General features: G+C 63.9%; 26 protein-coding genes. 13 read left to right on the top strand and 13 right to left on the bottom strand.

The window, feature by feature from the left end:
* Window positions 1-75 precede the first annotated feature (75 nt).
* The gene (locus tag AC4CS3_RS13890) at window positions 76-1,809 is read right to left on the bottom strand and encodes a glycoside hydrolase family 13 protein (RefSeq protein ID WP_490783945.1); all 1,734 of its coding nucleotides are present in this window, start codon (window positions 1,807-1,809) and stop codon (window positions 76-78) included.
* 195 nt (window positions 1,810-2,004) lie between these two features.
* Here AC4CS3_RS13890 and AC4CS3_RS13885 point away from each other — a divergent pair, with 195 nt between their 5' ends.
* Window positions 2,005-3,180: an ROK family protein gene (locus tag AC4CS3_RS13885; protein WP_490783944.1), complete on the top strand. Its 1,176-nt coding sequence runs from the start codon at window positions 2,005-2,007 to the stop codon at window positions 3,178-3,180.
* On the opposite strand, the gene AC4CS3_RS13880 is transcribed toward AC4CS3_RS13885, so the two are convergent.
* From AC4CS3_RS13880 to AC4CS3_RS13870, 3 genes are read right to left on the bottom strand one after another with little or no spacing between them, the layout of a single operon-like run.
* Complete coding sequence (locus AC4CS3_RS13880; RefSeq protein ID WP_490783943.1) at window positions 3,158-3,445, bottom strand: YciI family protein; 288 nt, start codon at window positions 3,443-3,445, stop codon at window positions 3,158-3,160. The two genes, AC4CS3_RS13885 and AC4CS3_RS13880, sit on opposite strands and share 23 nt — an antisense overlap.
* 8 nt (window positions 3,446-3,453) lie before the next feature.
* Entirely contained in the window at window positions 3,454-3,948 is a 495-nt protein-coding gene (locus tag AC4CS3_RS13875) for an SRPBCC family protein (RefSeq protein WP_490783942.1), read from the bottom strand.
* Window positions 3,945-4,523, bottom strand: coding sequence for an EAL domain-containing protein (locus AC4CS3_RS13870; protein WP_490783941.1), 579 nt, complete (start codon window positions 4,521-4,523; stop codon window positions 3,945-3,947). Before AC4CS3_RS13870 ends, AC4CS3_RS13875 begins: the two co-directional genes overlap by 4 nt.
* 132 nt (window positions 4,524-4,655) lie before the next feature.
* Between AC4CS3_RS13870 and AC4CS3_RS13865 the strand changes: the two genes are divergently transcribed.
* Window positions 4,656-5,279, top strand: coding sequence for a PadR family transcriptional regulator (locus tag AC4CS3_RS13865; RefSeq protein WP_490783940.1), 624 nt, complete (start codon window positions 4,656-4,658; stop codon window positions 5,277-5,279).
* Window positions 5,280-5,345: 66 nt separating this feature from the next.
* Here the strand turns inward: AC4CS3_RS13865 and AC4CS3_RS13860 are convergent, their stop codons facing one another.
* Window positions 5,346-6,488, bottom strand: a complete 1,143-nt coding sequence (locus AC4CS3_RS13860) for a fibronectin type III domain-containing protein (RefSeq protein ID WP_490783939.1) — start codon at window positions 6,486-6,488, stop codon at window positions 5,346-5,348.
* A gap of 820 nt (window positions 6,489-7,308) precedes the next feature.
* Here AC4CS3_RS13860 and AC4CS3_RS13855 point away from each other — a divergent pair.
* Window positions 7,309-7,614 carry a hypothetical protein gene (locus tag AC4CS3_RS13855; RefSeq protein ID WP_441412546.1) on the top strand — a complete coding sequence of 102 codons (306 nt, stop codon included), beginning with the start codon at window positions 7,309-7,311 and terminating at the stop codon, window positions 7,612-7,614.
* Between the two features lie 43 nt (window positions 7,615-7,657).
* On the opposite strand, the gene AC4CS3_RS13850 is transcribed toward AC4CS3_RS13855, so the two are convergent.
* Together AC4CS3_RS13850 and AC4CS3_RS13845 are read right to left on the bottom strand one after the other, a co-directional pair.
* Window positions 7,658-8,656 (bottom strand): phospholipase D-like domain-containing protein, encoded by a 999-nt coding sequence (locus AC4CS3_RS13850; RefSeq protein ID WP_490783938.1) that lies wholly within the window; start codon window positions 8,654-8,656, stop codon window positions 7,658-7,660.
* On the bottom strand, window positions 8,625-9,284 hold the full coding sequence (locus tag AC4CS3_RS13845; protein WP_490783937.1) for a hypothetical protein: 660 nt from the start codon (window positions 9,282-9,284) through the stop codon (window positions 8,625-8,627). Before AC4CS3_RS13845 ends, AC4CS3_RS13850 begins: the two co-directional genes overlap by 32 nt.
* A gap of 582 nt (window positions 9,285-9,866) precedes the next feature.
* Between AC4CS3_RS13845 and AC4CS3_RS13840 the strand changes: the two genes are divergently transcribed.
* Together AC4CS3_RS13840 and AC4CS3_RS13835 are read left to right on the top strand one after the other, a co-directional pair.
* A complete protein-coding gene (locus AC4CS3_RS13840) occupies window positions 9,867-10,250 on the top strand; it encodes a phosphatase PAP2 family protein (RefSeq protein WP_490783936.1) in 384 nt (127 codons plus the stop codon).
* Window positions 10,251-10,377: 127 nt separating this feature from the next.
* Window positions 10,378-12,438, top strand: a complete 2,061-nt coding sequence (locus AC4CS3_RS13835; protein ID WP_490783935.1) for a phosphocholine-specific phospholipase C — start codon at window positions 10,378-10,380, stop codon at window positions 12,436-12,438.
* 642 nt (window positions 12,439-13,080) lie between these two features.
* On the opposite strand, the gene AC4CS3_RS13830 is transcribed toward AC4CS3_RS13835, so the two are convergent.
* Together AC4CS3_RS13830 and AC4CS3_RS13825 are read right to left on the bottom strand one after the other, a co-directional pair.
* The gene (locus AC4CS3_RS13830; RefSeq protein WP_490783934.1) at window positions 13,081-13,536 is read right to left on the bottom strand and encodes a GNAT family N-acetyltransferase; all 456 of its coding nucleotides are present in this window, start codon (window positions 13,534-13,536) and stop codon (window positions 13,081-13,083) included.
* A 34-nt stretch (window positions 13,537-13,570) separates the two neighbouring features.
* Complete coding sequence (locus tag AC4CS3_RS13825; RefSeq protein ID WP_490783933.1) at window positions 13,571-14,113, bottom strand: GNAT family N-acetyltransferase; 543 nt, start codon at window positions 14,111-14,113, stop codon at window positions 13,571-13,573.
* 160 nt (window positions 14,114-14,273) lie between these two features.
* Here AC4CS3_RS13825 and AC4CS3_RS13820 point away from each other — a divergent pair, with 160 nt between their 5' ends.
* The gene (locus AC4CS3_RS13820) at window positions 14,274-15,554 is read left to right on the top strand and encodes a hypothetical protein (RefSeq protein WP_490783932.1); all 1,281 of its coding nucleotides are present in this window, start codon (window positions 14,274-14,276) and stop codon (window positions 15,552-15,554) included.
* 36 nt (window positions 15,555-15,590) lie between these two features.
* On the opposite strand, the gene AC4CS3_RS13815 is transcribed toward AC4CS3_RS13820, so the two are convergent.
* Complete coding sequence (locus tag AC4CS3_RS13815) at window positions 15,591-15,800, bottom strand: hypothetical protein (protein ID WP_234748571.1); 210 nt, start codon at window positions 15,798-15,800, stop codon at window positions 15,591-15,593.
* 99 nt (window positions 15,801-15,899) lie between these two features.
* Here AC4CS3_RS13815 and AC4CS3_RS13810 point away from each other — a divergent pair, with 99 nt between their 5' ends.
* The 7 genes from AC4CS3_RS13810 (at window position 15,900) to AC4CS3_RS13780 (ending at window position 22,945) form a co-directional block, all read left to right on the top strand.
* Window positions 15,900-16,919 (top strand): VOC family protein, encoded by a 1,020-nt coding sequence (locus AC4CS3_RS13810; RefSeq protein WP_234748572.1) that lies wholly within the window; start codon window positions 15,900-15,902, stop codon window positions 16,917-16,919.
* Between the two features lie 5 nt (window positions 16,920-16,924).
* Complete coding sequence (locus tag AC4CS3_RS13805) at window positions 16,925-17,887, top strand: fumarylacetoacetate hydrolase family protein (protein ID WP_234748573.1); 963 nt, start codon at window positions 16,925-16,927, stop codon at window positions 17,885-17,887.
* A gap of 47 nt (window positions 17,888-17,934) precedes the next feature.
* On the top strand, window positions 17,935-18,894 hold the full coding sequence (locus AC4CS3_RS13800; RefSeq protein WP_490784053.1) for a cyclase family protein: 960 nt from the start codon (window positions 17,935-17,937) through the stop codon (window positions 18,892-18,894).
* Window positions 18,895-18,957: 63 nt separating this feature from the next.
* Window positions 18,958-20,082, top strand: coding sequence for an FAD-dependent monooxygenase (locus AC4CS3_RS13795; protein ID WP_234748574.1), 1,125 nt, complete (start codon window positions 18,958-18,960; stop codon window positions 20,080-20,082).
* A complete protein-coding gene (locus AC4CS3_RS13790) occupies window positions 20,079-21,149 on the top strand; it encodes an amidohydrolase family protein (protein WP_234748575.1) in 1,071 nt (356 codons plus the stop codon). The genes AC4CS3_RS13795 and AC4CS3_RS13790 overlap by 4 nt, the downstream gene beginning before the upstream one ends.
* Window positions 21,150-21,160: 11 nt before the next feature.
* Window positions 21,161-22,159 carry a fumarylacetoacetate hydrolase family protein gene (locus tag AC4CS3_RS13785; protein ID WP_490783931.1) on the top strand — a complete coding sequence of 333 codons (999 nt, stop codon included), beginning with the start codon at window positions 21,161-21,163 and terminating at the stop codon, window positions 22,157-22,159.
* Complete coding sequence (locus AC4CS3_RS13780; RefSeq protein ID WP_234748577.1) at window positions 22,160-22,945, top strand: SDR family NAD(P)-dependent oxidoreductase; 786 nt, start codon at window positions 22,160-22,162, stop codon at window positions 22,943-22,945.
* A gap of 30 nt (window positions 22,946-22,975) precedes the next feature.
* Here the strand turns inward: AC4CS3_RS13780 and AC4CS3_RS13775 are convergent, their stop codons facing one another.
* The 3 genes from AC4CS3_RS13775 to AC4CS3_RS13765 all read right to left on the bottom strand — a co-directional run bounded on the left by AC4CS3_RS13775 (window position 22,976) and on the right by AC4CS3_RS13765 (window position 26,479).
* Window positions 22,976-23,758 carry an SDR family NAD(P)-dependent oxidoreductase gene (locus AC4CS3_RS13775; protein WP_234748578.1) on the bottom strand — a complete coding sequence of 261 codons (783 nt, stop codon included), beginning with the start codon at window positions 23,756-23,758 and terminating at the stop codon, window positions 22,976-22,978.
* 71 nt (window positions 23,759-23,829) lie between these two features.
* A complete protein-coding gene (locus AC4CS3_RS13770; protein ID WP_234748579.1) occupies window positions 23,830-24,792 on the bottom strand; it encodes a LysR family transcriptional regulator in 963 nt (320 codons plus the stop codon).
* 70 nt (window positions 24,793-24,862) lie between these two features.
* Window positions 24,863-26,479, bottom strand: coding sequence for a GMC oxidoreductase (locus tag AC4CS3_RS13765; RefSeq protein WP_490783930.1), 1,617 nt, complete (start codon window positions 26,477-26,479; stop codon window positions 24,863-24,865).
* Window positions 26,480-26,490: the final 11 nt, after the last annotated feature.

Here is a 26,490-nt window from a genome sequence, read left to right as displayed (position 1 = left end):
CACATTTCGGGCAGCTACTGCCCGCAGGGTTTTGATGAAGCATTTTGGGGAGAGGTTATGGGGTCTTGCTGCGGATCACAGCCGGCGTCGGAAGACTTTGAGTTCCCAAGGGCGGAGGCGCAGCGACTTTTCGACGGGATAATTGCCCAGTACTTGCTCTGCCGCAGCCCAGGATTCGTCGCCGACGTCGGCAATGCACTCGTCGGAGGAGAAATTGCCTAGGACCAGCATCCCCGCGTCGGGAAGTGCTCGGCTGAACGCGTACACCTGCTCGTCCTCCGGGAGGAGCATGGTGAAGTCTCCTCGGGAAACGACGGGATCACGATGGCGCAATGCAATGACCTCGCGATAGAAGTTGAAAACGGATCCAGGATCCTCAACCTGGGCGGCCGCGTTGATGGAACTGGCGTTCGGATTGACAGCAATCCACGGGGATCCAGTGGTGAATCCAGCGTTCCGGGTCGCATCCCATTGGACAGGGGTGCGGGCGTTGTCCCGGTTCAGTGGTGCCAAAGCCGCTAAGACTTCGGCATCGGTGTGGCCCAGATGCGTGGTGGCTTCGCGGTGATGGTTGAGGACTTCGATGTCGCGGTAGTCGCTGATCGCGCCAAACGACATATTGGTCATGCCTAGCTCTTCGCCTTGGTACACGTAAGGAGTCCCGCGGTGGAGGTGGAGGATGCCCGCAAGCATCTTGGCCGAGGCTTCCCGGTAAAGGCCGTCGTTCCCAAAGCGGGACACAGCGCGCGCTTGATCATGATTTCCCCAGTACAGGCTGTTCCATCCGCGGACGGCCAGCCCTTCCTGCCAGCGACCCAGGGACTTCTTCAACTCGCTGAGCCGCAACTTCTTGGGGCGCCATTTGTTGCCGCCTTCCTGATCGAGGGCGACGTGCTCGAATTGGAACACCATGTCGATTTCATGTCTGGCGGGGTCGGTGAACAGGGCAGCGTCTTCCACCGTGACTCCTGGCATCTCTCCAACGGTAAGCAGCGGCCTGTTCCTGCCCGCGAATACCTCTTCGTGCATCTCCTGCAGGAATTCGTGGATCCTCGGACCACTGATGAAGTGGGCGCCGCCGTCGCCATAAAGTTTGTCCTGCGACTTTGGTCCGTCAGGCAGCTGTTGGTTCTTCGAGATGAAGTTGATGACATCCATCCGGAAACCGTCGACGCCCCGGTCGAGCCACCAGTTCATCATGCTGTAGATGGCCGCCCGCATTTCCGGATTTTCCCAGTTGAGGTCAGGCTGCTTCTTGGAGAAAAGGTGGAGGTAGTACTGACCAGTGGTCAGGTCGTATGCCCATGCCGGGCCGGAGAAGGCGGAGCCCCAGTTATTCGGCTCCGCCCCGGCAGAACCAGGCTCCATCCCAACTCTCGGGGACCGCCACCAATACCAATCGCGTTTCGGGTTCTCCAGGCTGGAGCGGGATTCCACGAACCACGGGTGCTCGTCGGAGGTGTGGTTGACTACCAAATCCATCACGAGCTTCATGCCGCGGGCGTGCAAGCCGGCGATGAGTTCGTCGAAGGTTTGGAGGTCTCCGAAGATCGGATCGATGTCCTGGTAGTCGCTGATGTCGTAGCCATTGTCGTCTTGGGGCGAGTGGTAGACGGGGGACAACCACAGAACGTCCACCCCAAGCTTGTTCAGGTAATCGAGCCGGGAGATGATGCCGCGAATGTCTCCCACGCCGTCACCGTTCGAGTCGGCAAAGCTGCGAGGATAGATCTGGTAAACCACCGCGCTCTTGAACCATTCGTGGTCAGTGCTCACTGGAGGGTCTGCGTGCGCTTCTTGAATCGTCATTGATGAGTCCCTTGCTGGGCGACGTTGCCGCATGTGAAGTACTGAAAGTTTTGCCGTAGAACTCCCAACTGTCAATAGATTGATAAAATGTGATGAGAATTACTCGCTTTGGTATGATTTTTTGAAGTTAACTTTCGATACAAAAACCAGCATTGCTGAGATAGTCTGACACAAGCCCATCGATGAGGAGGCGACATGGACGCCCAGCCAACCCCCGCCCACCCAACGTGGCTGGGCGCGCCCGGCTCTGCCCGCGACGTCCTGTACCAACTCCTCGTGGACGGCCCTTCATCCAGAAGCGCCCTGGCCGAAAAGCTCGGCCTTTCAGCCGGAAGCCTTACCCGTGTCACCAAACCCCTGCTGACTGCGGGGGAAATCGTCGAAACGGAATCACGGCATGTCGGCCCTACCGGACGGCCTACGCAGCCGCTGGAGATCGTAGCCGGCCGCCACTATTTCGTTGGTGTGAAACTCACTGGAACGCATGCATCCGCTGCGCTGGTCAACCTGCGGGCTAACGTGATTGACACCGCGGAAGCCCCGATCGACTCTCTGGATCCCGCAGCCGTGGCCGATCTCGTCGCGGCTCTGGTCCGCAGGGTTGAGCAGTCGGCCCCCCGGCCGGTTGCCGCGGTAGGGGTATGCCTTGGCGGCCAAGTCCTGGACGGCGGGAACATCGGCTGGGCACCCTTCCTCAAATGGGAAAACGTTCCGTTCGGCAACCTCTTGGAGCAACGGATGGCGTTGCCCGTCAGCATCATCAATGACCTCAACGCCTTGACCTTGATGGAACTTTGGCTAGGCTCAGGCCGCGGGATAGCGAACCTCGTGGTTCTCACTGTTGGTGCGGGCGTAGGGTACGGACTGGTCATCAATCATCAAATGATCACCGACGCCAACTCCGGTCTGGGCACTGCCGGCCATATCCCCTTGGATCCGTTCGGGCCGCCGTGCGATCTCGGCCACCGCGGCTGCGCCAACGTCATGCTGAGTCTGCCCAGCCTCGAGTCAAGGGCTCTGGCCTCCATGGGCAGACCCGTCGCCTATGCGGAACTGCTCGAGCTCTCGGCACAAGGCGGGGTTGCCAAATCACTCGTCGACGAGGCCGGATTCGCCCTGGGCCGCCTGCTCACCATCGCATCAGCACTGGTCATGCCTGAACTGATCATCCTGAGTGGGGAAGGCGTCGGCTTGGTGGGGGCGGCCCGGGGGGCCATTGACGCCGGGCGCAGACACGATCGCGAAGTCCATGCCCGCGATGTACCTCTTGCCGTCATCGACGTTGACGACACTCACTGGGCCCGCGGAGCAGCCATCGGCGCCATGCAGCAGCCGGCTCCCGGGGAAGTCAAGCACCATCCTGCAGACTGAACATGACTGCATTCCATTCCCGGATCTCGCTGGGTACGGCCAGTCCTTCCAGGACGAAAGGATCGCCAGCAATGAACTGCTCCGCCCTTTCCTTGCTGGTGAAGATGCCCATCGAACCGTTCACGGCAGGGTTGTTGAAAGTCCCGATGCCTATCAGGCCGCCTTCGGCAGCGAACGCCTGCATATATTCAACGTGCCTGGGGTAAACGGCCTGCAGCCCTGGAAGCGCCGAAGGATCCGAGCTGTAGAAGACAACGAATTGCATTGTTTTCCTTAGCTGTCGGGGTGGGCGCTGTCGGATTCGGCGCTGTCGGATTCGGCGCTGTCGGATTCGGCCAGGGTCTGGCCGAGCCGCGGAAGAACATGGTTTCGCCACCCGCCGCTCATGATGCGGTGCGATGCCACGTGGGTCGGCTCGTCGGGATTGAAGCCGTCATGGACAAGCGACAGCCGGGTGCCGGTGTCCTCCGCAGTGATTGACCATGTCACAGTGCTGTTGAGGCTGTTTCCAGAGTTCGCGTCCCGCCATGAAATACGCAGGAGCTTCTCCGTTTCCACGTCAAGGACTTCGCTGGCCACCAAGCCGCTGAATCCGACCGCCGGAACGGGAATCCCGCGCATCTGGAACTGGTGCCCGACGACCGCCTGGAAGTCGTTTTCCATCAACCAGCCGGCGATCAGTGCCGGATCCGTCAGCGCTTGCCAAACCTTGGCAGGCGAATACGGCAAGAATTCTTCGACCTCGATGGTCGTAAGTCGTTCACTCACTTGCTGTCCTCAATCTCGTTCATGACCATCCTAAATTCCGAGGGAGCCATCGGCGGAGCGATCAGATACCCTTGGGCGGTGTCGCAGCCGAGGTCCCGCAGAATATTCAATTGCTCCTGGCGTTCCACTCCTTCGGCGGTAACCCGGACCCCCATCGCGTTGAGGGTTTGGATCAACCCCCGGACAATCGTCGCAGTCTGCGGCTCACTATCAATGTCCCTGATGAACGCTTTGTCGATTTTTAGCGTGGTCAGCGGAAGGACTCGAAGCATGGCCAAGGACGAATAGCCAGAACCCATGCCCCGATCCTGCGGATCTCTCCGGTATGTTCTGCGAGCGGGATGAACTCGTCCGGCCACTGAGCCGATTTCCCTATCGTTCCAGCGCAGGAACGCTTCGACGCCGGCGTCCTCCCCGGTCGCGAGATCCAGGACTGGCTGGTAGCGGAGAGTCAGGGCCGAGTCGTCAACGGCAGAAGGGAGCCGACGCCGGATGTGCGCCTTGCGCGCGAACGGTGCCGGTTCCTGGCAGGGGCCGATACGGCCGAAGGCACGGGGCTGCCGCCGTTCGAACACACGTTCTTCTTCTTACCACCCGGACATGAATTGGCCCTTGTTTAACGACAGTCAGCGATATATCGTTAACTATCGCAGAACAAACTGCGAGCCTCAGGGCAACCCACACAAGATTGAAAGGACGATGCCGCTATGAAAGGCATTCACGACAACAGACACACGGATTGCGGTCCGGATATGGAACGCTTCGGACGCGGCCGGAGCCGTCGCGGGCCCCACGGACACGGCGGATTCGGGCCGGGCCGCGGGTTTGGGCCAGGCCGCGGTTTCGGGCCGGGGTTTGGCCCAGGCTTTGGTCCCGGCTTTGGCCCCGGCGGCCAGCGTCGGGCCAACAAGGGCGACGTTCGCTTCGCGATCCTCTCCCTGCTGGCCGAAGCACCATCCAATGGATACGGACTCATCAAGACAATCGCCGAGAAGACGTCCGGATCGTGGCGCCCAAGCCCGGGTTCCGTCTATCCGACGCTGCAGCAGCTCGTTGACGAAGAGCTCATTGCACCCGTCGGCGAAGGCCGGCGCACTGAGTTCACACTCACCGACGCCGGAAAGGCATACGTAGCGGAGCACGCCGAGGAGCTGGAAAATGCGTGGAACATCGATCCAGAAGGATCAGGACCCGCGTTTCACCAGAGCGTGGCAAAGCTCATGGGGGTTATCCACCAATTCCGCTTTGCCGCAACCGACGAACAGCGCACAGCCGCCATGGAAAAGATCGACGAAACCCGGCGAGCGCTGTACCACATCCTCGCTGACTAGTGCCACCCCTTCCGAGGCCACGACGCGGAATCACCCACTCCGCTCGCGGCTTCCGCGCGGGCGCGGCTAGCGTCGGGTGATGGAGGTGCCCCCTGTTGGCGTCCAGGTGATTCGGCCGCCTTGGAAGTCCTGGGCAGCACCACCGCAACAAACGGAGTACTCGTTGCTTGTGGGATAGCCCAGCTCGCCGTTCTCCCACCCCTGAGCGGCGTATGCATCGCGGATGGCGCCCTTGTTCACGTGCGCGCCGGTGGCCGGGGACCAGTAGATCGCCCCGCCTTGAAACGACTGGTAGGCGCCGCCGTCGCGGAGCCCCTTTACCTCATTGCCCGTGGGGTAGCCCAGCAGGCCGTTCTCCCATCCCTGTGCCGCATAGGCGGAGCGGATGGCGCCCGCGTTCACGTGGGCGCCGGTCGCCGGCGACCAGTAGATCGCCCCGCCTTGAAACGACTGGTAGGCGCCGCCGTCGCGCAACCCTTTTACCTCATTGCCCGTGGGGTAGCCCAGCAGGCCGTTTTCCGAACCTTGAGCGACATACGCAGAGCGGATGGCGCCCGCGTTCACGTGTGCGCCTGTGGCCGGTGACCAATAGATCGCCCCGCCCTGGAAGGACTGGTAGACGCCGCCGCCGCGGATCGGTCCGACTTCATCGGAGGTGGGGTATCCGAGGGGGCCGTTCTCCCATCCTTGAGCCGCGTAGGCGGATCGGATCGCACCCTGATTGAGGTGGGAGTAGGTCGTCGGCGACCAGTAGATCGTCCCCCGGCTGTAGTTGCGGTAGGCTCCACCGAAGCGCAAATTGTCTACCTCCCAGCCGGTGGGATCACCAAGAAATGCAGGACCGCCGAGGGAAAAGTAGTAGATGTCGATAGGAGTCAGGTGGAGGGTGACCGAATTGCTGGGTGGCGACGGCTGTGACGTACCGGCGCTGTTGGTGGCCGTGGCTGTGAAGCTGTACGTGTAACCATTGATCAGACCTCTGACCACGCATGAACCCGATGCCCCTGTGATGGTGCAGGTGGCGCCGTCGGGGTTGGCGGTCACGGTGTATGAATCCACTGCCCCGCCGGAAGACGGCGGGGAAACGGAAACGCTGGCCGAAGAGACTCCGTCCACGGCTATGGGGGCACCGGGTGATCCTGGGGGCATGAGACCCGCACCCATCCCTATGATGCCGGTCGCCGCCATGGAAGCAATAGTCGTCGCCATGAATCCAAGACGCATCAAACGCCTCGTGAATTCCCGGATCCTGATCAATTTTGAAGTCACTTTAGACGCACCCATGAAGCGACGCCGGTGCCGCACCCCGAAGCCCGCCGACGGCAAGCCCATGGCGATCATAGGGCGCGGAAGCGAGCTCCCGCAACGAGTCTCCGCGTTGCTGTTCCAGTCTTACCCTCCGAGGCGGAGCTCCATGAAAACGCTGCGCGCGGACGACGGCGGGGCCTCCCGCCGTCGTTCCCTGCGTTTAGCGGCGACGCCGCTCAGGAGTACCACTGCCACTCAGGCGGTTCCCAGCCCGAGGGAACCTGATGGTTGTCCTTCGTACCGCATTTTGCGCAGCTGTAGCTCGCCGACGGCGGCCGCAATCCGCTGCCATCGGCTGCATAAACCGCCGGAACATACTCATGGAAGGTCAACGGAAACCCAGGGCCGCACTGCCCGCAGGCTGGCACCCTTGGCAGCGCTGCGGGGATACAGGGACGATGGGCGGCAATTCGATGTCCAGCACGAGCAAGCGTCATGTTTCTCCCTCACGTCTTCATCGGTCGGGAATCGGCGTCGGCCGGATCCCGCGTTCAAAGTTCATGCCCGAACGCCCACATCGTGCGTATGAACCCAATGGGGCAGCCAGCGGGTAGTGGGTCAAACCCTATGCCAGGATTCCCTGAAGGGCCATGGGCCAGTCAGAAGAGATGGTTCGCAATCAGTTAAGCCGCAAACGGAGGTAACTGTTGCCTGCGTCACATCCTCCGTTTAGTCTTTGTTCCGGGCCGCAGCGTCGCGGTTCCTGATCGGAAGAGGACTCATGACCGAAAAAATCCGGCTTCTCGTAAAAATGGACATCGATGGTGCCCAGGTCCGCATCACAGCCCATGGACGGCTAACCTCCCGGAGCCTCCACGCCCTTTACGTAGTCGCGAGGCGGGCCAACGCCCTTATGCATGGCCTGGCCCTCGAAATCGACGTCAGCGGGGCCAACGTGGACCCGGCGGCCATGGAAGCGCTCCGCCGCTGCTCGCAATCCCGCCGTCTTCCGGCCCTGATCGATCCCCAACAGTCAGATGTCAACATCTCCGTCCGGTCATCCGCAGACGCGGTGATGGCCGCCTGAATCCGGCGGCTATGAACGTGGTGGGCGCTTCGACCCAGCTTGCCTAGAACTTGGTGGTGCCGCGCAGTCGCCGGGGACGGCCGTCCGGGTCCACGACGAAGCGGCTGAGCGGATCCGCCCACAGACGCTGTAGGGCCGACACGGATTCCGGCGTGTGGTGCCGCACGTTTCCGGTGGGGCGGAGCGAGCGGCGCCCGGTTTCGTGCCAGTTATCGAGGGCGTCGGCACTGGTCTTCCACAGCTTTAGCCCAGCCGCCGGGTCGTGAATTCGGGGATCGTCATGATCCAAGCCCAGGTGTTCGGCCCAGAGTTGGAGCCGGAGCCCGCGGGCCAGCGGCCCGGAAGCGGCGTGGCCGTTGTCGGTGCCGGGCGGCTCCCCGTTCTCGGCAGTGGTGTCGGCAGTGGTGTCGAATACGGCGCAGGTGAGCTCGCTGTCGGTGGTCCAGGACCGGCGGTTGAAATTGTCTGAGCCGCAGGTGAACCAGATGTCGTCGATAATGCAGATCTTGGCGTGGACGTAGATCGGAGTTCCGGAGCTGTTTTCCAGGTCGAACACGCCAACCCTGTCGGGTGCGACCTCGCGCAACAACTTGAGGGCGCGAAGTTGCCCGATCCGGCTTGCCGGCCCCGCAAGGGGGCCGTCGGAGTCGGGGTAGCGTGGCACGACGGCGATCACGTTCAGCTCGGGGTTCTGCTCAAGGGCCTCTGCGATTCCGGCTGCAACTTCTGTCGACCATAAGTACTGGTCCTCTATGTAGATCAGCGAGCGGGCGCGGGCGAAGGCTTTCGCATATCCGCGGGCAACGCTGCGTTCCCCTTCGGGCGCGAACGGGAACGGGGGACGTTTAACACCGTAGGTTCGCAGCAGCTGCACGGCATGGGGTCCGGCCGCAGGCGGCGGCGGTGCAGCGGCCGGGAGCGGTTCGGGGTGCCGGGGCATACGGGCCAGGCGTTGCAGCAGCATCCGGTACGGGGTGCGTCGATCCAGTGGATGGGGGTCGTTCCACCGTTCAGCGAACACCGCCAGTACATCCGCGACCACGGGCCCCCCGCAGTTCGAGTGCGGCATCGTGCCACGGGGGACGTTTCCCGTACCGGGGATCCATGGTCACCGCTTGCGGGTCTCCCGCATGGTCGGCGTCGTCCCTTCGGCTGTGGGAAAGGTCGAGCCCGCCGATGAACGCGACATCCCGCGACGGATCGTCACGACGGCGGATGACGAACATTTTCTGGTGATGGGAACCGAACAGGCGGACCCGCTGATCCAACAACACTTCTCCGCCGGCGTCGTTGATCTTGCGGCTCAGGAGCTCGTTGGATCGGCCGCTCATCGGGGCCGATACCCGCTCTCCGTGGGATCTCCAGACAAGGCCCCGCACTTCCACGCCCGCGCGAGCCAACCCCGCGAGCAAGTCCCCGATCGTCGGTCCGTCCGCAAGCAGCCGTTCGTCGGCGTCGCCACGCCAGTCGGTGAACCACACACGGTCTCCCGCCCGCAGAGCAGTCAGCTCCTCATGCAGTCGGGCAAAATAGCTCACTCCATGAATCAGGGGCCGCACAAGGTTGCCCTCCGACCACGCCGGAGACCCGGCACCGCCCGCGTGCACTTCCGTGGCCAGATTCCCCCGCTCAGCGCGACTCAGGAACCACGTGCCAGCATCAGTGTCCACTCAGTGCTCCTTCCGGGGGCGAGGCCAATCCTCTGGGGTCCGGTCTTCAAACAGCCTAGAAGGTAACCTTACTGATCAAATCAATTCACGAGGTGAGGCGGCAGACAATGGGCGTTCATCCCCAAGGCACGTCGGACGACGACTCAGCCGGAGGCAAAGGCGAGCTTGCCGACGACCGTTTCGTCGGTGACGCTGACCTGGCCCGGTGGAAGTCCCCCGCTGGTAGGTGGCTCGCCTCCCGTGCACAACGCCTCAGTGCCCGTCTCGGCCCGTACGGTGCGCTGATCCTGATCCTCGCTGCTGGAGCCGTAGCGGCATCACTGCTGGCTTTCGCGACCGGCGGAGTGTATGAGGCCGTGACAGAAGCAGATGGCGTGTCCGCCCTGGACCACCCGGTCCTGGAGGCAGCAATGACCTTGCGCAGCCCCGCACTGGACGCCGCCGCCACGGCCTACACCGATCTGGGCGGAGGAATCGGGATGCCGATCCTCGCCGCGATCGCCACCGCCGTGCTGGTCCTCCGGCGCCGCTCATGGACGCCGGCGATCCTCATTGTGACCGCGGTGGGGGGGCTCCCTCCTCATGACCATCGCCGGCAAGCAGCTCATCGGCCGTGCCCGGCCCCCGCTCAGCGACGCCGTGCCGCCCTACGAGTATTCCCCTTCGTTTCCCAGCGGGCATTCGCTGAATTCGTTCGTGATCGCCGGAATCGTCGCCTACCTGGTCATCCTGCGTTGCCGCTCCCGCCGGGCCCGTACCTGGACAGTGACCGCTGCGGCCTTCTTCGCCCTGACCATCGGCCTAAGCCGGGTGTTCCTGGGCCACCACTGGCTCACCGATGTGCTGGCGGCCTGGACGCTCGGCGCGGCGTGGCTGGTCCTGGTCATTACAGCTCACCGTCTTTACCTCACCGCCCGAAAGACTGAAAAGCCCAACCACTCCAGGGGCGGGACTCAAAGCGGATGAAAGCCGCCTCCGGCGCCGCGGCTGCATGTTGCCCCAAAATTTGCCTTTCCTGCACTTAGCTTTTGCCTGGTGCTGGAAGAGTCGGTCGGGGGTTTTCGTCAGCAAATGCAAGCACTGGGAGCATCTCATGTCAGGTCTCAACCGTCGGCGTTTTCTACAACTATCAGGGGCTAGCGCGGCGAGTACCGCAATCGCGGAAATGCTCGGCGAGAGCATCGCGCGCGCCGCGACCATTCCGGCCAACCGTGCCACCGGCTCGATCAAAGACGTCGAGCACGTGATCGTCTTCATGCAGGAGAACCGCGCTTTCGACCACTACTTCGGCACGCTCAAGGGCGTACGCGGGTTCGGTGACCCGCATCCGGCCATCCTCCCGAGCGGGAAGGACGCGTTTGCGCAGAACAACGGAACGCGGGACATTTTCCCCTACCACCCGACCGCGCCGGATCTCGGCATGCAGTTCATGGAAGACCTCGACCACTCGTGGAAGCTCACCCACGAGGCCTTCAACGTGGGCAAATACGACAAGTGGCTCCCCGCCAAGTCCGAGGCCACCATGGCGTTCTACGAACGCGGCGACGTCCCGTTCCATTTCGCCCTCGCGGACGCGTTCACGATCTGCGACCAGTACCACTGCTCGCTGCTCGGCCCCACGGACCCCAACCGCTACTACATGTTCACGGGCTGGGACGGCAACGACTACAAGGCCGGCGGCCCCGACCTGTGGAACGCCGAGGTCGGCTACTCGTGGAGTTCGTACCCCGAGGAGCTTGAGAAGGCCGGCGTCAGCTGGAAGGTGTACCAGGACGTCGGCGACGGCCTCACGGCCGCGGGCTACTGGGGCTGGACGGGCGACGCGCACATCGGCAACTACGGGGACAACTCGCTCCTGTACCTCACGCAGTACCAGAACTCGAAGCCCGGCAGCCCGCTCTACGAGAAGGCGCTGACCGGCACGAACGCGAAGGCCGGCGACGACCTGTTCCGGATCTTCCGCGAGGACGTCGCGAGCGGGAAGCTCCCGGAGGTCTCCTACGTCGTGGCCCCGGAGGCGTACACCGAGCACTCGAACTGGCCGCCGAACTTCGGCGCCTGGTACACGGCGAACATCCTCAACATCCTCACGTCCAACCCGGACGTCTGGAGCAAGACGGCAGTGTTCTTCATGTACGACGAGAACGACGGTTTCTTCGACCACGTCGTCCCGCCGCACCCCAACACCCCGCAGATCCCCGGCGCATCCACGGTCTCTACCGAGGGCGAGTGGTACGACGGCCGGATGACGTTCTCCGGCATCGCCGATGCCCCGGGCCACTACGGTCTCGGAGTGCGCGTGCCGATGCTCGTCGCCTCGCCCTGGAGCATGGGCGGGTGGGTCTGCTCGGAGACGTTCGACCACACTTCGATCGTGCGGTTCCTCGAATCACGCTTCGGTGTTAAGTCCCCCAACATCTCGCCGTGGCGCCGCGCGGTGTGTGGCGACCTCACGAGCGCGTTCGACTTCTCGGCGAACGAAGGCGCGGCGCCGGCCCTTCCCGACACCTCGGCATTCAAGCCCGCAGACCACAATCGGCACCCGAGTTACGTGCCGACGCCTCCCGCAGTCAACTCGATGCCGGCCCAAGAAAAGGGCACGCGCCCGTCGCGCCCGCTCGGGTACGCGCTCGACGTCGCGGTCTCGGTGGCCGGTGGCAAGCTCTCCGCCCACTGGTCGAACGCCGGGGCGCTCGGCGCACACGTGCAGGTCCGCTCGAATCTCCTTCCGGCGGGACCGTTCTCGTACACGATCGGCGCAGGCGCGGCACTCGACGCGTCGTGGGCGCTTGGCGCCGAGTACGACGTGCAGATGCACGGCCCGGCGGGCTGGTACCGCCGCTTCGCGGGCACGACGGCGGCCGCGGACATCCGCGCGACCGTCACCCGCCACGGCGTGTCCGGCCACGCGCAGTTCCGGATCGAGAACGCTGGCCCGGCCGCTGCCGCCCTCACGCTCACAGACTCGTACGGCCCCGGATCGCAGGCCCTCGCGCTCAACCCGGGCCAGGCCAAGACCGTGGTGATCCCCACGCAAGGCGGCTGGTACGACCTCAAGATCACCGCCGCAGCGGATCCGAAGCTCGTGCGAGTCCTCGCAGGGCGCCTCGACGACGGCCGGGCTCTCACGTCCGACCCACAGTTGGGCCGATAACGGGCGCCCGCCCGCCGTCGCCTGCTGTTCCTCATCCCGCTGCTTCACCCGAATAGAAGCGCTCCGACAGGGGCGCAACCCGAAAGGACAACACCGCGGCGAACTACCACGGCGTCACGTACCCGAGCCTGCCCAACTACCTCTCAGCCATCTCGGGCAGCTTCCAAGGAATCTGGGACGACTGCAAAGCGGGAGCGAATGTCACGTGTGCCCCTGAAGAGTTCGTCCCCGGTTCCAGCGACACAAGAGTCACCGGCAGCTCACGCCAGAACAGGCGGCCAGCGCCGCCGCGACTCCGCATATGTTCTCCGGCCAGACCATCGTCGACCAGCTCGAAAACAAGGGACTGAGCTGAAAGGCACACATGGAGAACCTCCCTAGCACCGGCTCCCAGGTCGAATACGCACCCACAATCGGCTCCACCACGGTCAACCTGTACGCCCAGAAGCACAACCCGTTCATGTGTGGCACCTCGGCTGTCTGGGGAACCCCTGCTCGCCCACTACGTCGGGCACGTTCGAGGAACTCTTCCGCCCCTAAACCCTTCATAGCGTTCAAGAGCTGACGGCCTGCCCGCACATTCCGTGCGGGCAGGCCGTCCGGGTTCTCCGGCGAGTCGCCGTAGTCAAACAGCCCAATCGCTTATCGGGACGCCGCGAAGAGAATGAGCTCAGACCGGCCGTCGTCGGCGGTCACTCCGCGAATCTCCGAGAATCGGGCGACCGGTTGAAAGCCGAGAGAATCGTGCATTCTGATGGATGCCGTGTTGTGTTCGTTTGCGAAGTAGTGAGCGATCGACGCCCGGGACCAGATCCATTCCAACCTCGCCAGGGTGAGGGCAGAACCGACCCGTCGCCGTCGAAACCCCGGAGCGACCACCACGCCGCCGAGATAGTGGCCTGCGGGCGAGTGGCCTTCCGGATCCGGGTGGAAATGCGTCTTGGCCACGCCGATGACCTTGCCGTCTGCTACGGCCACTAAAACGACTCGGTCGCTCCTTCGGGCGATCATGTCGCTTGTCCAGCGTTTTCGCTCGCTGGCGTCACAGAGCGAATTCACCTGCGCCAGGTCGTCGAGGGTGCATTCACGAATCTGCATGGCGATAGCGTACTTGACGAGCCCGTGTACGGTTCTAGTCGTGAAGGACCACTTGGTAGAGATTGTGGTCCTGCCATTTTCCGGCAATCTGCAGGTATCGCGGCGCCATGCCAATCTGCTGGAAGCCGCCCTTAAGCAGCACGCGCTGCGAGGCAGCGTTGTGCAGAAGGGTGCTCGCCTCGATGCGGTGCAGTCCGAGTTCGTCGCGCGCCATTTCGACTATCGCCTGGACTGCCGCCGACGCCAGTCCGCGGCCCGCATAATCGCTGTCAACCCAGTAACCCAGGCCCGCACTCTGGAAGGGACCGCGGACGATTCCTGCCATGTTGAATCGGCCGACGAGTCGATCGCCGTCGAACAGCCCGAGCGGATACGCCTCCCCTCTTTCATGCGCGGCGAGGCGGCTGGCAATGTCCGCTGACTGCCAATCTTCGGTGAAGTACTCCCGGGGCCGTAGCGGCTCCCAAGCTGAAAGGTACGCACGGTTGCGCACATATGCGGCGGCAAGCGCGGCCGCATCACCTATGCGCAGTACGCGCATGCTGACGCTTTCACTAAGTTGGCGCGGTTCAATCATCGATCCACATTAGACCAGATCGCCGTTTCGGCCCCTCCCCGATTATGCGATAGTTTGCCGTAAGAACGTGGAAGCATCCGCGGGGGGGAAACGCAATGACCCACATCTTTGGACACAACTCAGCTCGGGCTCCAGGCAATGTTCCTGGTGACGTGCCCGCATGAAGGCGGACACTCTCCGGGAGTCGATGATGGCAGCGGCCGCTGCCCGCTGGCTCAGCGCCTCCGACCTAGTCGCCGTCGTACGGAGCACTGGTGTTCTTTCGGATCATCGACGGGCTAGGGAACTCACCCTCGAGGCGATCAAAGAGCTGGTTTCCGAAGGACTATTGGTCCCGGGAGCATTCGGAACAGGCCGGTACATGCCCTGGCCGCTGACAGGCACGGATGCGGCGCACAAGGTCGAGAGCGACTGGAACACGAGCGCCATGTCCCGCACATGGTTCACGGCAAAGGCCCACCTGACCTCGTCCGAACTCGGCAATCTTCCACCGAGAACCCCTCGCCACTCTGCACGCGAAACCATCGAAGATCCGTCGGCGGTCACGGGCAGCGAGGCAATGGGACCCTGGGTCCAGGTCACCAGGGAAACCCGCATAGAGGCCACCATACCGCCAGACTCCGCACCTCCGATCTGGAAAGGTAGCTGGCTTCACATGAGGCTTTGGCTCAAACGCGCCGCCGCTGTCGTGCTCATCGCATCGGTCACTGTCTGGCTCGGATGGGCCGTCATCGAGGGGATCAATCACGCACTCGCCAGGCACACCAAGACCGATGGGACGGTCACGGCACAAATTGATACCTCAACACGCCGCGATTCCTCGTGCCAGCTGGACGTGGACTACACCGTCAACGGCCGCCAACTGCACAGCGTCGCGAAAGTCAACGAGAACTGCAATACCCTGCCGGGCCCGGGGTTCCCGACAACGATCGACGTCGACACAGCCGATCCCCAAGACATCTGGATCGACGGCGCCAGCGATGCGAACCATCCCGATCCTCTGGCCATGGGCATATTTCTGCTAATACTCCCGACCACAATCACCCTCGTACTCAGGAACGAGCTTGGAGACTATGGCAGAATCCGGAAACTGCTCGCCTCCGGAGCCCAGTGGCGGCAGGTCGAGGTCACCGTCACACGGAAGACCGCCGGCCGAGACGGCGTCACTATCCGGCTCGAAGGGAAGGACCCCGGAGGAAACCGGCGCTCGTTCTATATCCTGTCCCGATTTGTAAGCCCGATCGGCCCCGCCAGTAAAGGCGACAAAGCCAGCCTCAAGCTAATCGCGGACGGCAAAGGGCGGGCACTCATCCAGAGACCCCATAACGGCCGAATACGCGTTGCGCGCATCAGCAGATCGAGCTGGCCGCAAGGTTGGGGCGACGGGCAATTGTTCGGGCGCACCGCGAATTTACGGACCCGCAGGTCAAAGTCAAATTAAGAGCCCCCTGTCGGATTCGAACCGACGACCCCCGCTTTATGCCTGAATGCCCAGCGTTGCCTGGAATATGGCGATTTTCTCGCGGATTCTAGGGGTTTTTGCAACCAACGACAGGCGATGAATAGTTGTTGGTTGTTGCTGATTGAGGTGAGTTAAAGGTGAGTCGGTTGCAATCACCACAAGGCCTGTACCGGGACAGCGCTCCCCGCGGGCGCCCCAACTATTCGCCAGGCTGATAGCTGACATCCAAAAGGTCGCCTTCCTCAGATACATGCGCTGAGTCACAGTTATTGGGAGGCCTTTCGCAACACCTGCCTGGCCAATAGTTAGTAGAAGGAATTCAGCGTGGAAACTCCCCTTTCCCATCTTGCCCACCTCGAAATTACCAGCCCCGATGTCGAGGCTTCTGCCCGGTTTTACGAGGAGAAGTTCGGTATGCGGATCATCGGCCGGGTGGATGGCAATGTCTACCTGCGGTGCTGGGGCGATTACTACCGGTACAGCCTTGTTGTGACCCATGGCGAGGAAGCGAGCCTTGGCCGGATGGCCTGGCGCACCACCAGCCAGGCAGCACTCGAAGCTGCCGCTGCCCGCATCGAAGCCAACGGCGTCCAGGGAACGTGGACCGCTGGCGGGCACGGTTACGGCAAGGCCTACGAGTTCACCGGCCCTTACGGCCACCATATGCGTCTCTTTTTCGACGTCGAAAGGTTTGTGGCCGAGCCCGAATTCGCGTCGATCTACCCTGACCGCCCGGAAAAGCGCTCCAGCCACGCAGCCGCTCCTCGCTTCCTGGACCACGTCACGGTGGCCTCATCCGACGTCAGAGGGTTCGCCAAGTGGTACAACGAAGCCCTCGGTTTCCGTGTCATGGCCTTCGTGGACCTGGATGAAGCGCCGATCACGGTCTTTTCCGTGCTGACCACGAACGAGAAGTCACACGACCTCGGCGTGGTTCTGGATACGTCGAGCCGTCCCGGCCGCGTCAACCATATTGCCTTCTGGGTGGACGCCACGGAAGATCTCCTGCGCACGGCGGACGTCATGATGGAAAACGACACCCCGATGGAATACGGACCCTCAATACACGGTGTCGGCGAGCAGAACTTCCTCTATTTCCGCGAGCCCTCCGGCCTGCGCATTGAGCTGAACTCCGGTGGTTACCGCAACTACGTCCCGGACTGGGAAGCAAACACGTGGAAGCCCTCCGAGGGTTCGAACAACTTCTACAAGAACGGTGCCATGCCGCACTCGATGACAGAGTCCTTCCCCCCGGCCGAGGGTTTCACTGCTACCGAAGAAGGCGCCTCACCCGAGATGAAGGACGTCCTTCTGAACCCGTACGCAAAGCAGGGACGAGGCTAGCGACCATGGCACAGCCAACATATGCGCTGATCCGTTTCCAGGAGGTTGGCGCGGCCAAAGTGCAGACCGGCCTTCTGGTGGGAGACCGCGTCCTGGCCTTGGGGGAGGACATCAATACGCTGATCCGGCACTGGGACACCACGGAGGGGCAGTTGGATGCCCTCGCGGCCTCCGTCGATGGGCTAACCGGCCTCGCAGTGTCCGACGTAGAGGTCCTCGCCCCGGTGGAACCCGTCCAGGTGCTCCAGGCAGGCGCCAACTACCGTAAACACGTAATCGACCTCGCCGCTGCGCATCGTGGGCCCGGCGAGGATGAAGCAGAAGTTCGCGCCAAAACGGCGGCCATGATGGACGCCCGCGCCGGCGAGGGGACGCCGTATTTCTTTATCGGGCTTCCCACCGCCATCGCCTCGGCAACGGATGATCTCGTTCTGCCGGCCTACTCCAACTCCCATGACTGGGAGCTGGAACTGGCGGCCGTCATCGGCAAGGAGGCCTTCCGCGTCAGCCCGGAAGAAGCGCTCGAGCATGTCTTCGGCTACACGATGGTCAACGACATCACCACCCGAGAGTACGTCTTCCGCAAGGACATGCCTGAGATTGGCACAGACTGGTACCGCGCCAAGAACGCCCCGGGATTCCTGCCTACCGGTCCGCTTCTGCTACCTGCGAAGTTCTTCGGCAACCCCCAAGACGTCCAGGTGACCTTGAAGCTCAACGGCAAAGCCATGCAGGACGAGTCCACGCATGACATGATCTTCGGCGTGGCCAAGCTGGTCAGCGAAGCCTCCCAGATCATCCCGCTGCGCCCCGGCGACCTGGTCCTGACCGGCAGCCCCGCCGGGAACGGCGCCCACTGGGGCAGGCTGCTTAAGGACGGCGACGTCATGGAAGGAACCATCACCGGCCTGGGCACCCAGCTCATACACTGCAAGGACGAGGAACCGACCGAAAGCGGCCAGCAGTGACCAGCCAAACCGGGAGGGCAACGTCCCTCATCAACCGCGCGGACGCCATGGGCAGCATCGCTGCCATGGCCGAGGCGCACAACAACTGGGGACGCTGGGGCGACGACGACGTTCTGGGCACGCTCAATTTCATCGACGCCGCCAAGCGTGTGGAGGCCGCCTCCCTGGTGCGCACCGGGGAAGCGTTCTCCCTCTCCCAGCCGTTCGACACCAACGGCCCGCAGAAGGGCTGGCGCCGCCGTACCAACCCCGTGCACACCATGACGGACACGGGAGTCGATGCCGAACGCGGCAACCAGGGTTTCCCGCATGGCTTCGGCGGTGCCGACGACGTAATAGCCATGCCGCTGCAATGCTCCACACAATGGGATGGCCTGGGCCATATCTTCGACCGTGCCAAGGCGTGGAACGGCCGGGCCGCCGGGGACGTCGTCACCTCCGAAGGGGATTTGGTCACAGGTATCGAAACTGCGTCGGCGAAGATCATCAGCCGCGGAGTGCTGCTGGACGTGGGAAGGGCACTCGGCCCGGAACTCGGGCTGGCCGACGGCGAACTGCCGGACGGATTCGCCATCACCGTGGAGCACCTCGAACGCACCATTGAACTGCAAGGGCCCAGTTCCCGTGTGGGACGCGGGGACATCGTGGTGGTACGCACCGGCCAGTACACCCGTGTACGGCGCGACGGCTGGGGCGACTATGCCGGAGGGTCCGCTCCGGGCCTGTCGTTCGGCACTGCTCCGTGGCTGCACCGCAGCGAAATCGCCGGCATCGCCACCGACACGTGGGGCTTCGAAGTACGGCCCAACGAATTCGACGCCGCTTTCCAACCGCTGCACCAGATCGCCATCCCGAACCTTGGACTGTTCCTGGGCGAGATGTGGGACCCGGACGGCCTCGCCGTAGCCTGCGCAGAGGACGGCAGGTATGACTTCCTGCTGACCGCGGCACCGCTTCCCATCACCGGAGCGGTAGGCTCCCCGGTGAACCCGATCGCATTGAGGTAGCAGGCCCGCGGCGGCATCGTCGCATCATCAACACATTCCGCCGTCACTACAAAGGAGTTCCAGATGGCAGCAGTACAGAAAGTCGGAATCGTCGGAGCGGGAGCCGCGGGACTGACCGCAGCCATCCTGCTGGCAGATGCCGGCGTCGAGGTAGAGATCCTGGAAAGGGCCGACGAACCGCAGACCCTTGGTTCGGGGATCACCCTGCAGGGGAACGCCCTGCGGATCTTCCGGCAGCTCGGTGTCTGGGACCGGATCGAGGAAAAAGGTTTCGCTTTCAGCACGCTGGGCCTGCGCGCCCCCGACCCGGAGGGAACCGTCCTTGCCGTGCTCGAGGACATCCGGACCGGCGGCGACGACCTGCCGGCCACTCTCGGGATGTACCGCCCCGAGCTCACCGCCATCCTCCGGGAACGCGCCTTGCAGGCGGGGGCGGCCATCAGCTACGGCAAGACCGTCTCGGGTGTGACGGACGTCGGCGGTTCCGTCACCGTCCACACGGCCGACGGCGCCAGCCACGGCTACGACCTCCTCATCGGTGCGGACGGACTGCACTCGGCGGTCCGCCGCGGGATCGGCATCAACGTCGAGCCTGTTGCCACCGGCATGGGGATCTGGCGTGCCTTCGTGGAACGGCCCGAGGACGTGGTCCGCACCGACCTCACCTACGGCGGCCCGTGCTACATCGCCGGCTATTGCCCCACCGGCCCGGACACTATCTACGCCTACCTCGTGGAGAAAGCGCAGGAACGCAACCAGGAGGACGGTCCCAAGATCATGTCCCGGCTCGCCGCAGCCTACGGCGGGCCCTGGAACGAGATCCGGGCCAACCTGGACCACAGCGCCCGCGTCAACTACACCAAGTTCACCACCCACCTGGTGGATGGCCCCTGGAACCGCGGCCGCACGGTAATCATCGGCGATGCCGCGCATAGCTGCCCGCCCACCGTGGCGCAAGGGGCAGCGATGGCAGTGGAGGACGCGGCCGTCCTCGCCGAGCTGCTGACCACCCGGGACGAACTGACCGAGACGCTTTGGAAAGAGTTCTCCGACCGCCGCTTGGACCGCGCCCGGGCCGTGGTCCAGGCCTCTGTCCAGCTGGGGCAGTGGATGCTCGACGGCGTCCGGGACGCCGATGTGCCCGGTTTGATGCACTCCCTGTCCATGATGTTGAAGGAAAAAGCATGAGCGCACAATCTTCAGCCACAGCGGTGGTGGACGTCCACGCCCACGCCTTGCTGCCTGGACTGCAGCAGCTCGTGGCCGACGACGACCCGGCCGGGTTCGCGGCACAGCAGGAGCTTGAGGTGCGCCGCAACGGGGGCCCCTCCATGGCTGCTTCCGGGAAGATGATCAAGGAACGCTGGCCGCAGCTGACGGACCTCGACCGCCGCCTTGCCGACATGGACGCCGCCGGAGTCGACGTCCAGCTCGTTTCGCCCTCGCCCTCGCATTTTTACTACTTCGCCGGCGAACAGCTCTCCCTCAAACTGGCACGCCGGGCAAACAGGTCCATCCGTGCCCTCGTGGACCAGGCACCGGACCGACTCAACGGACTCGGCCTTGTCCCGCTCCAGCACCCGAAGCTCATGGTGGAAGCCATGGAGGATGCCGTGCTGGGGTGCGGGCTCGCGGGCGTGGAGATCGGATCCTTCGCCGCCACTCCCGGCGACGCCGAACGACCCACAGTGGAACTCTCCGACCCGCGACTCGAAGCCTTCTGGACCAGGGCGGAAGAACTGAAGGCGATCGTGTTCCTCCACCCCTTTGGCTGCTCGCTGGACGAGCGCCTGGACCGGTTCTACCTCGCCAACACCGTCTCCCAACCGGCCGAAAACGCGGTGGCGTTGTCCCACCTGATCTTCAGCGGTGTCCTCGACCGGCACCCGGACCTGACGGTCATCGCAGCGCACGGCGGCGGATACCTGCCCACCAAACTCGGCAGGTCCGACCACGCCTGGAAGGTCCGGCCGGAAGCACGCACCTGCGCCGAACCGCCGTCGTCGTACCTGAAGAGGCTGCATTTTGATTCCCTTGTGCACAGCCCCGACGAGCTCCGGGCGCTGGTGGCCGCCGCCGGAGCGGACCGGGTCCTGCTGGGCTCGGACTACCCCTTCGACATGGGCGTGAATGATCCCGTCGCGGCCCTTGCCGCCGCGGCCCTCCCCGCGGATGCTGCGGCGAAAATACGGGCCGGCAACGCCGCAAGACTTGGCATCGCCGCTGCCGCCCTGACCGCCCGCCCCATCGCCTAAGGAACACCTCCATGGTCAAGATCGCACGCTGGAACCACGACGGCCGAACCTATTCAGGGTTCGTTTCCGGCGATTCCTGCCATGCCCTGCCTCAAGGACAGACAGTGAACGGCCTGCTTGAATCCGGCCTCGAGGCCACCCTCCGGCTGGCCGAACAGACCCTCCGGCAGTCCACGCCGACGCCGCTTGCCGACGTCGAACTGCTGGCCCCACTGGTCCCGGCCACCATGCGGGACTTTGTGGCGTTCGAAGAGCACGTCGAAGGTGTCCGCAAAAGCATCGACGGCGCGGCCGGGGTGGTTCCGGAATGGTACGAGGCACCCACGTTCTACTTCACCAACCCGCACACAGCGCGGGCAACCGGCGAGGTCATCGGGGTTCCGGCCGGCTGCAACGAACTGGACTTCGAAACAGAAGTCGCCGCCGTCGTCGGTCATGTTCCCGGAAGCAACGGGAGCAACCTCTCCGCCGCCCAGGCACACCGGCACATCTTCGGATACACCGTGCTCAATGACTGGTCGGCCCGGGACGTGCAGCGGCGCGAGATGAAGGTGGGTTTAGGGCCGTGCAAGGGCAAGGATTTCGCCAGCACGCTGGGCCCGTGGATTGTGACGGCAGACGAGTTTGGGCACCAGCACGACGACGAGGGGTTCCTGCCGCTGTCCATGACCGTGGAAGTGAACGGGGTCATCATCGGGCAGGACCTGCTCTCTAACATGGCCTGGCCTTTCGCTGAACTCGTCGCGTACGCCTCGCAGGACTCAGTGGTCCGTCCGGGCGACGTGCTTGGCTCCGGAACCTGCGGGAGTGGCTGCCTCGCCGAGCTGTGGGGACGGACCGGCTCAAAGACACCACCGCCGCTGAGGACCGGCGACGCGGTCCGGATGTCGGTGGAAGGAATCGGGACCATCGAAAATACCGTAGGCGAACGGCGGGACGCCATGACCCGGGTCCCCGCCAAACCACGGGCACGTGCCAGGACCGCCCAGCCAGCCTCCAGGGGACTCTAGATGGTATCCCTCCGGCTCCAAGGCAGCACCGTGGTGGTCACCGGGGCCGGCCAAGGCCAGGGAGCCGCCGAAGCGCGGCTCCTTGTCGACGCCGGGGCACGCGTCATCGCTACTGATCTGGCAGCAGAAATGCCTGCCGGGCTGGCCTCGGTGGCAGCTCCCTGCTCTTCGGACGGCGCAGGCCTGCTCTACCGGCAGCTTGACGTCACCGACCCTTCAGCCTGGGCAGCCTTGGGGAACTGGGTTGGGTCTCAGGGCTGGCGCCTGGATGGCCTCGTCAACAACGCGGGCATCACTCAGCGCAGCCGGCTCATGGATGCCTCGGTGGCAGACCTTCACCAGGTGTACGACGTAAACGTCGCCGGATCGCTGCTGGGCATCCAGGCCCTCGCCCCGTACATGCGCGCCGGCGCGTCGATCGTGAATGTAGGATCCGTGGCGGGCCTTAGCGCGCACTATCCTGTGGCCTACACCGCGAGCAAATGGGCCCTGCGTGGCCTCTCGCAGGTGGCGGCCATGGAGCTGGGCCCTCGCGGGATCCGCGTGAACACCGTCCATCCCGGCTTCATTGAAACGCCCATGACGGCCGGCGCCAAGCCAGAGTTCAGGCAGGCCACGCTGGCCGAGACCCCGCTGGGCCGCACCGGAAGCGTTGATGAAGTGGCTGGCGTCGTGCTGTTCCTGCTCAGCCCCCTGTCCTCATTCGTCACGGGCGCCGAGATCCCCGTGGACGGCGGCCAGACTGGCCACGGCGGGGCCAAGTCGGTCTCTGACTCCATGCGCTAACGCGGCTTCACGCACGCCCCGCCGATCCAGTTAGCCTGGCAAAACGGCCGACCAGCCGCCGTCGACCATCAGATTGACCCCAGTCACGTATGAGGCTTCGTCCGAAGCCAGAAACAAGGCACACTGGGCGACCTCGTCCGGAGTGCCTATCCGGCCCAACGGGATACTGCCCGCGATGGTCCGCATCGGGTGATCCGGAGCAAGCAGGTTGCCCTCAGTTGCTGCGGTGCGGATCATCCCCGGACTGACGGCATTCACGCGCACACCATGAGGAGCGCCTTCCGCGGCGAGCTGCTTGGTCATGGCCACCACGGCCCCTTTGGTGGCAGTGTGGGCCAGGCGACCGTTGGTCATGGACCCGGTGACCCCTGCCGTGGAGCCCACCAGGATGATGGCCGCGTTCTGCGCCAGGACCAGCTGCGGCCAAAAATACCGCACAGGCAGGAAGACCACATCCATTTCATGCGCCACGTTCCACTTCCAGTCCGCGAATGTGAGCTGGTCCACCGCGGCGAACCGGGTCACGGCCGCGTTGGCGTACAGGATGTGGACCTGGCCGTGGGTGGCGGCAACGTCCCGGGCCCACGACGCCACCGCAGCCTCGTCCGTGAGATCCACCCGGCTGCTGCTCATCCGGCCACCTGCCTTGGTGACCTCCGCCACCGTGGCCGCGGCGCCGTCGTCGTCCATATCGCAACCGATCACCAAGGCGCCTGCTTCAGCGAAGGCGAGCGCGGCTGCCCTCCCCTGGCCGCTGGCAGTTCCTGTGATGACGGCCGTCTTGCCGGCCAGGCGTTGGTTGAAAACAGGCATGGGAGTTCCTTCCGAAGTACGTTTCTCCGACTTTCGCAGGGACTGCGCGGAAGGGGAATGGCTCGTTGGCTCTACGTGGTATCCGCGTCGTGGATAGTTATTGGATGGGCCGCGACCGGAAACAACTCGTGGAGCCGCGAACACGCCCGCTGCACCACCGAGCGCAGCCAGACGCTCGCAGGATCCTCTGTTTGCGATGGATGCCAGTACATGGCCTCAACCAGGGAGGCCTCGATCTCTTGGGAGAACTCCAGCACCGCAATGTCTGCGCCGCGTTGGGCCCGTGACGCCAGCATTCGCGGAACCAACGCGACCAGGTCCGTGCCTTCGACCAGGAGCGGCAGCGACAGGAACCCCGCAACCGCGGCTGCCACGCGGCGCTTAAGGGCACGTGCTTCAAACAGCTTGTCCGCCGGGGTGCTGATGCCCTCGCCAAAGTAGCCGACGGCGTGAGGGACCGTGGTGAGGTCCTCCAGCGTCAGGCGGGGCTGGTGGAGCAGCGGGTTCCCGGCATCCACAACGGCTACAAAACTGTCCCGGAACAGCTGCTTCGTGGCGCCCTGCATGTGGTAGCCCGTGGGCCCCACCAGCAGGTCGATCTTGGAGTAGTCAGCCATCCGGCCCTGGATGCCGGTGGCCGCGGTCGGGACGAAATCCACCGAAACCTTAGGGGCCCCCTCCTGCAGAATTCCCCTCAGCGGCCCCACAATCAGTGCCGCCGCGTAGTCCGAGGCCGCGATGACGAACTCCCTTTCGCTCGTAGCGGCATCGAAGCCGGAACGCACGCGCGTGGCCCGTTGGATATGAAGCATGGCTTCATCCACCAGCGGGACCAGCGCCTGCGCGAACGGGGTGAGTGCGTAGCTGCGGCCGGTGCGCACGAGGAGTTCGTCGTCGAAATGCCGCCTGAGCCTGGCCATTGCGGCGCTCGTGGCCGGCTGGCTGAGCTGGAGGCGCTCAGCCGCCCGGGAGACGTTGCGCAGTTCCAGCAGGACCTGAAGTTGGGGCAGCAAGTTCAGGTCAAGGTTCTTCATACCCATAGGTTATCCACCTGTCCCCTCCAGGCCACCCATACAGGCTAACGGTCCGCTGGGGACTCTTCGCTCAGCGGCGTTCCGTCACATCTGGGCCCTTGGATGCCACCGCAGTCGTGAAGCTGAGCTCGTCCGCCAACTTGCGCGCGCCGCGCACGGCAATGGCGACGCTCATGAGGGTCGGATTCATCGCGGTTGCCGTCGGAATCAGGGCGTTACCGCCGACAAGGAGGTTGTCGTATCCCCACACTCTCGACCATGGATCGGCCACCGAAGTGCCATCGTCTTTCTCACCCATGCGCATCGTCCCCTGGTAGTGGAGGCTTGATCCATTGGGCATGAGACGAGGTTCCGCAACGAACACACCAAGCGCTCCCCCGGCGCGACGCAGGCGCAGGGTCGCTTCCTTAATCTCGGCGTGTTCCCGTTCGGTCAGTGAATACGTGATGGTCATATTCGGAAGGCCTCGGTAGTCCGGCTCCTTGTCATCGAAAGTTACACCGTCCTCATAACGAGGTTGCTTTCGCATGCCGTATCCCATATTGACGTATCCCCACCGGTTGTTCGCGTACGGGGTCCGCGGTTCCATCGGGAAAGGCGTTGTCTCCGCATACATCACCTGCACGGAGAAGGGATGGTCCGGTTCTGAAAATGGGATGCGGTTAACGGCCGCGACAGGATCAGCAGGATTCATAGCGCGACGGGCAAGCTCGGCGGCAAGATCCTCCTCAGTGGCGAACCGCATCATCTTCTCGGCGTCCAGAGCCACTGTCGAGATAACCACCGGATGCTCGGTGAGGTAGTGGCCAAGTGCGGACGGGCGGATGCCAGAGGCCCAGAGGAGCTGGGGAGAGCGGAATGCGTCCGCCGCGACAACCACAACATCAGCGGCAACAAGTGATGTCTCGCCGGTACGGAGGTCCTCGACCGTCACCCCCGTGACACGAGTAGCCTCAAGGTCGATGCGTCGAACCAGGGTGAGGTCATGGAGCTCGAATTGCGCAGAAAGAGGGGAATCCTTGTCAATGAGCGGTCCGAGGACAGCATCGGCACCGGCCCAGCGCATGGATCCGTCGGGTTGCGGGTCACCAGCGACAGGAAGCGTGCCCACCCCATAACCTTCCGGCAACTTGTCGCCAAACTCCTCCTCGAGGAGGGACCGAATGGCGCCTCCCACTGCGGAATCGGCAAACGCGGCGCTTTGCACGTGCAGGAGCTCTCCTGCGGTGCGGATGAGCTCATCCCACTCCCTGTTCGCGATGAACGGGATCCTCTCGCTGAAGGCAGGCGATGGGGTCGCGCAGGTCCAGTGCGCACCCTGGCCTCCGACATTGGTGGCTGCCGCGGCCGCCGGAAAAGTTGGCGCGTGCGCGGAGCCCTCGCCGCCGAAATCGAGCAGGTGAGTGCCTTGGCGGGCAGTGAACATGCCCTCCGCTACGGTGCCTGCGGGGAGACCTAGGGATTCACGGTGGGATCCGGCTTGTGGACCCTGGGAGATCTCCCGCGCCCGCGCTTTTTCTTCCGGATCGGCGATGTTTCTCACGCTTTCTCCCGGACGTTCCGTGAGCTGCGGGCCGGCTTCGAACATCACGACGCGGGCTGAGGGGAGTCTTTCGAGGAGGACCCGTGCGTACGCCGAGCCGATCGGGCCGCTGCCGACAATGGCGATGGTGGGGTTCTGGGACATATCGTCTCCTT

The organism is Arthrobacter sp. SE2 (assembly GCF_058244265.1).
This window is presented reverse-complemented; position numbering and strand designations above follow the sequence as displayed.

Excerpts from the sequence above, each read along its gene's own strand:
- AC4CS3_RS13830 (WP_490783934.1), bottom strand. The coding sequence starts at position 13,536 with ATGCAGATTCGTGAATGCACCCTCGACGACCTGGCGCAGGTGAATTCG.
- AC4CS3_RS13785 (WP_490783931.1), top strand. The coding sequence starts at position 21,161 with ATGGTCAAGATCGCACGCTGGAACCACGACGGCCGAACCTATTCAGGG.
- AC4CS3_RS13775 (WP_234748578.1), bottom strand. The coding sequence starts at position 23,758 with ATGCCTGTTTTCAACCAACGCCTGGCCGGCAAGACGGCCGTCATCACA.
- AC4CS3_RS13765 (WP_490783930.1), bottom strand. The coding sequence starts at position 26,479 with ATGTCCCAGAACCCCACCATCGCCATTGTCGGCAGCGGCCCGATCGGC.
- AC4CS3_RS13795 (WP_234748574.1), top strand. The coding sequence starts at position 18,958 with ATGGCAGCAGTACAGAAAGTCGGAATCGTCGGAGCGGGAGCCGCGGGA.
- AC4CS3_RS13835 (WP_490783935.1), top strand. The coding sequence starts at position 10,378 with ATGTCAGGTCTCAACCGTCGGCGTTTTCTACAACTATCAGGGGCTAGC.
- AC4CS3_RS13860 (WP_490783939.1), bottom strand. The coding sequence starts at position 6,488 with ATGGCGACGACTATTGCTTCCATGGCGGCGACCGGCATCATAGGGATG.
- AC4CS3_RS13825 (WP_490783933.1), bottom strand. The coding sequence starts at position 14,113 with ATGATTGAACCGCGCCAACTTAGTGAAAGCGTCAGCATGCGCGTACTG.
- AC4CS3_RS13815 (WP_234748571.1), bottom strand. The coding sequence starts at position 15,800 with ATGTCAGCTATCAGCCTGGCGAATAGTTGGGGCGCCCGCGGGGAGCGC.
- AC4CS3_RS13790 (WP_234748575.1), top strand. The coding sequence starts at position 20,079 with ATGAGCGCACAATCTTCAGCCACAGCGGTGGTGGACGTCCACGCCCAC.
- AC4CS3_RS13890 (WP_490783945.1), bottom strand. The coding sequence starts at position 1,809 with ATGACGATTCAAGAAGCGCACGCAGACCCTCCAGTGAGCACTGACCAC.
- AC4CS3_RS13840 (WP_490783936.1), top strand. The coding sequence starts at position 9,867 with ATGACCATCGCCGGCAAGCAGCTCATCGGCCGTGCCCGGCCCCCGCTC.
- AC4CS3_RS13770 (WP_234748579.1), bottom strand. The coding sequence starts at position 24,792 with ATGAAGAACCTTGACCTGAACTTGCTGCCCCAACTTCAGGTCCTGCTG.
- AC4CS3_RS13880 (WP_490783943.1), bottom strand. The coding sequence starts at position 3,445 with ATGCAATTCGTTGTCTTCTACAGCTCGGATCCTTCGGCGCTTCCAGGG.
- AC4CS3_RS13780 (WP_234748577.1), top strand. The coding sequence starts at position 22,160 with ATGGTATCCCTCCGGCTCCAAGGCAGCACCGTGGTGGTCACCGGGGCC.
- AC4CS3_RS13805 (WP_234748573.1), top strand. The coding sequence starts at position 16,925 with ATGGCACAGCCAACATATGCGCTGATCCGTTTCCAGGAGGTTGGCGCG.
- AC4CS3_RS13820 (WP_490783932.1), top strand. The coding sequence starts at position 14,274 with ATGAAGGCGGACACTCTCCGGGAGTCGATGATGGCAGCGGCCGCTGCC.
- AC4CS3_RS13885 (WP_490783944.1), top strand. The coding sequence starts at position 2,005 with ATGGACGCCCAGCCAACCCCCGCCCACCCAACGTGGCTGGGCGCGCCC.
- AC4CS3_RS13865 (WP_490783940.1), top strand. The coding sequence starts at position 4,656 with ATGAAAGGCATTCACGACAACAGACACACGGATTGCGGTCCGGATATG.
- AC4CS3_RS13800 (WP_490784053.1), top strand. The coding sequence starts at position 17,935 with ATGGGCAGCATCGCTGCCATGGCCGAGGCGCACAACAACTGGGGACGC.
- AC4CS3_RS13855 (WP_441412546.1), top strand. The coding sequence starts at position 7,309 with ATGACCGAAAAAATCCGGCTTCTCGTAAAAATGGACATCGATGGTGCC.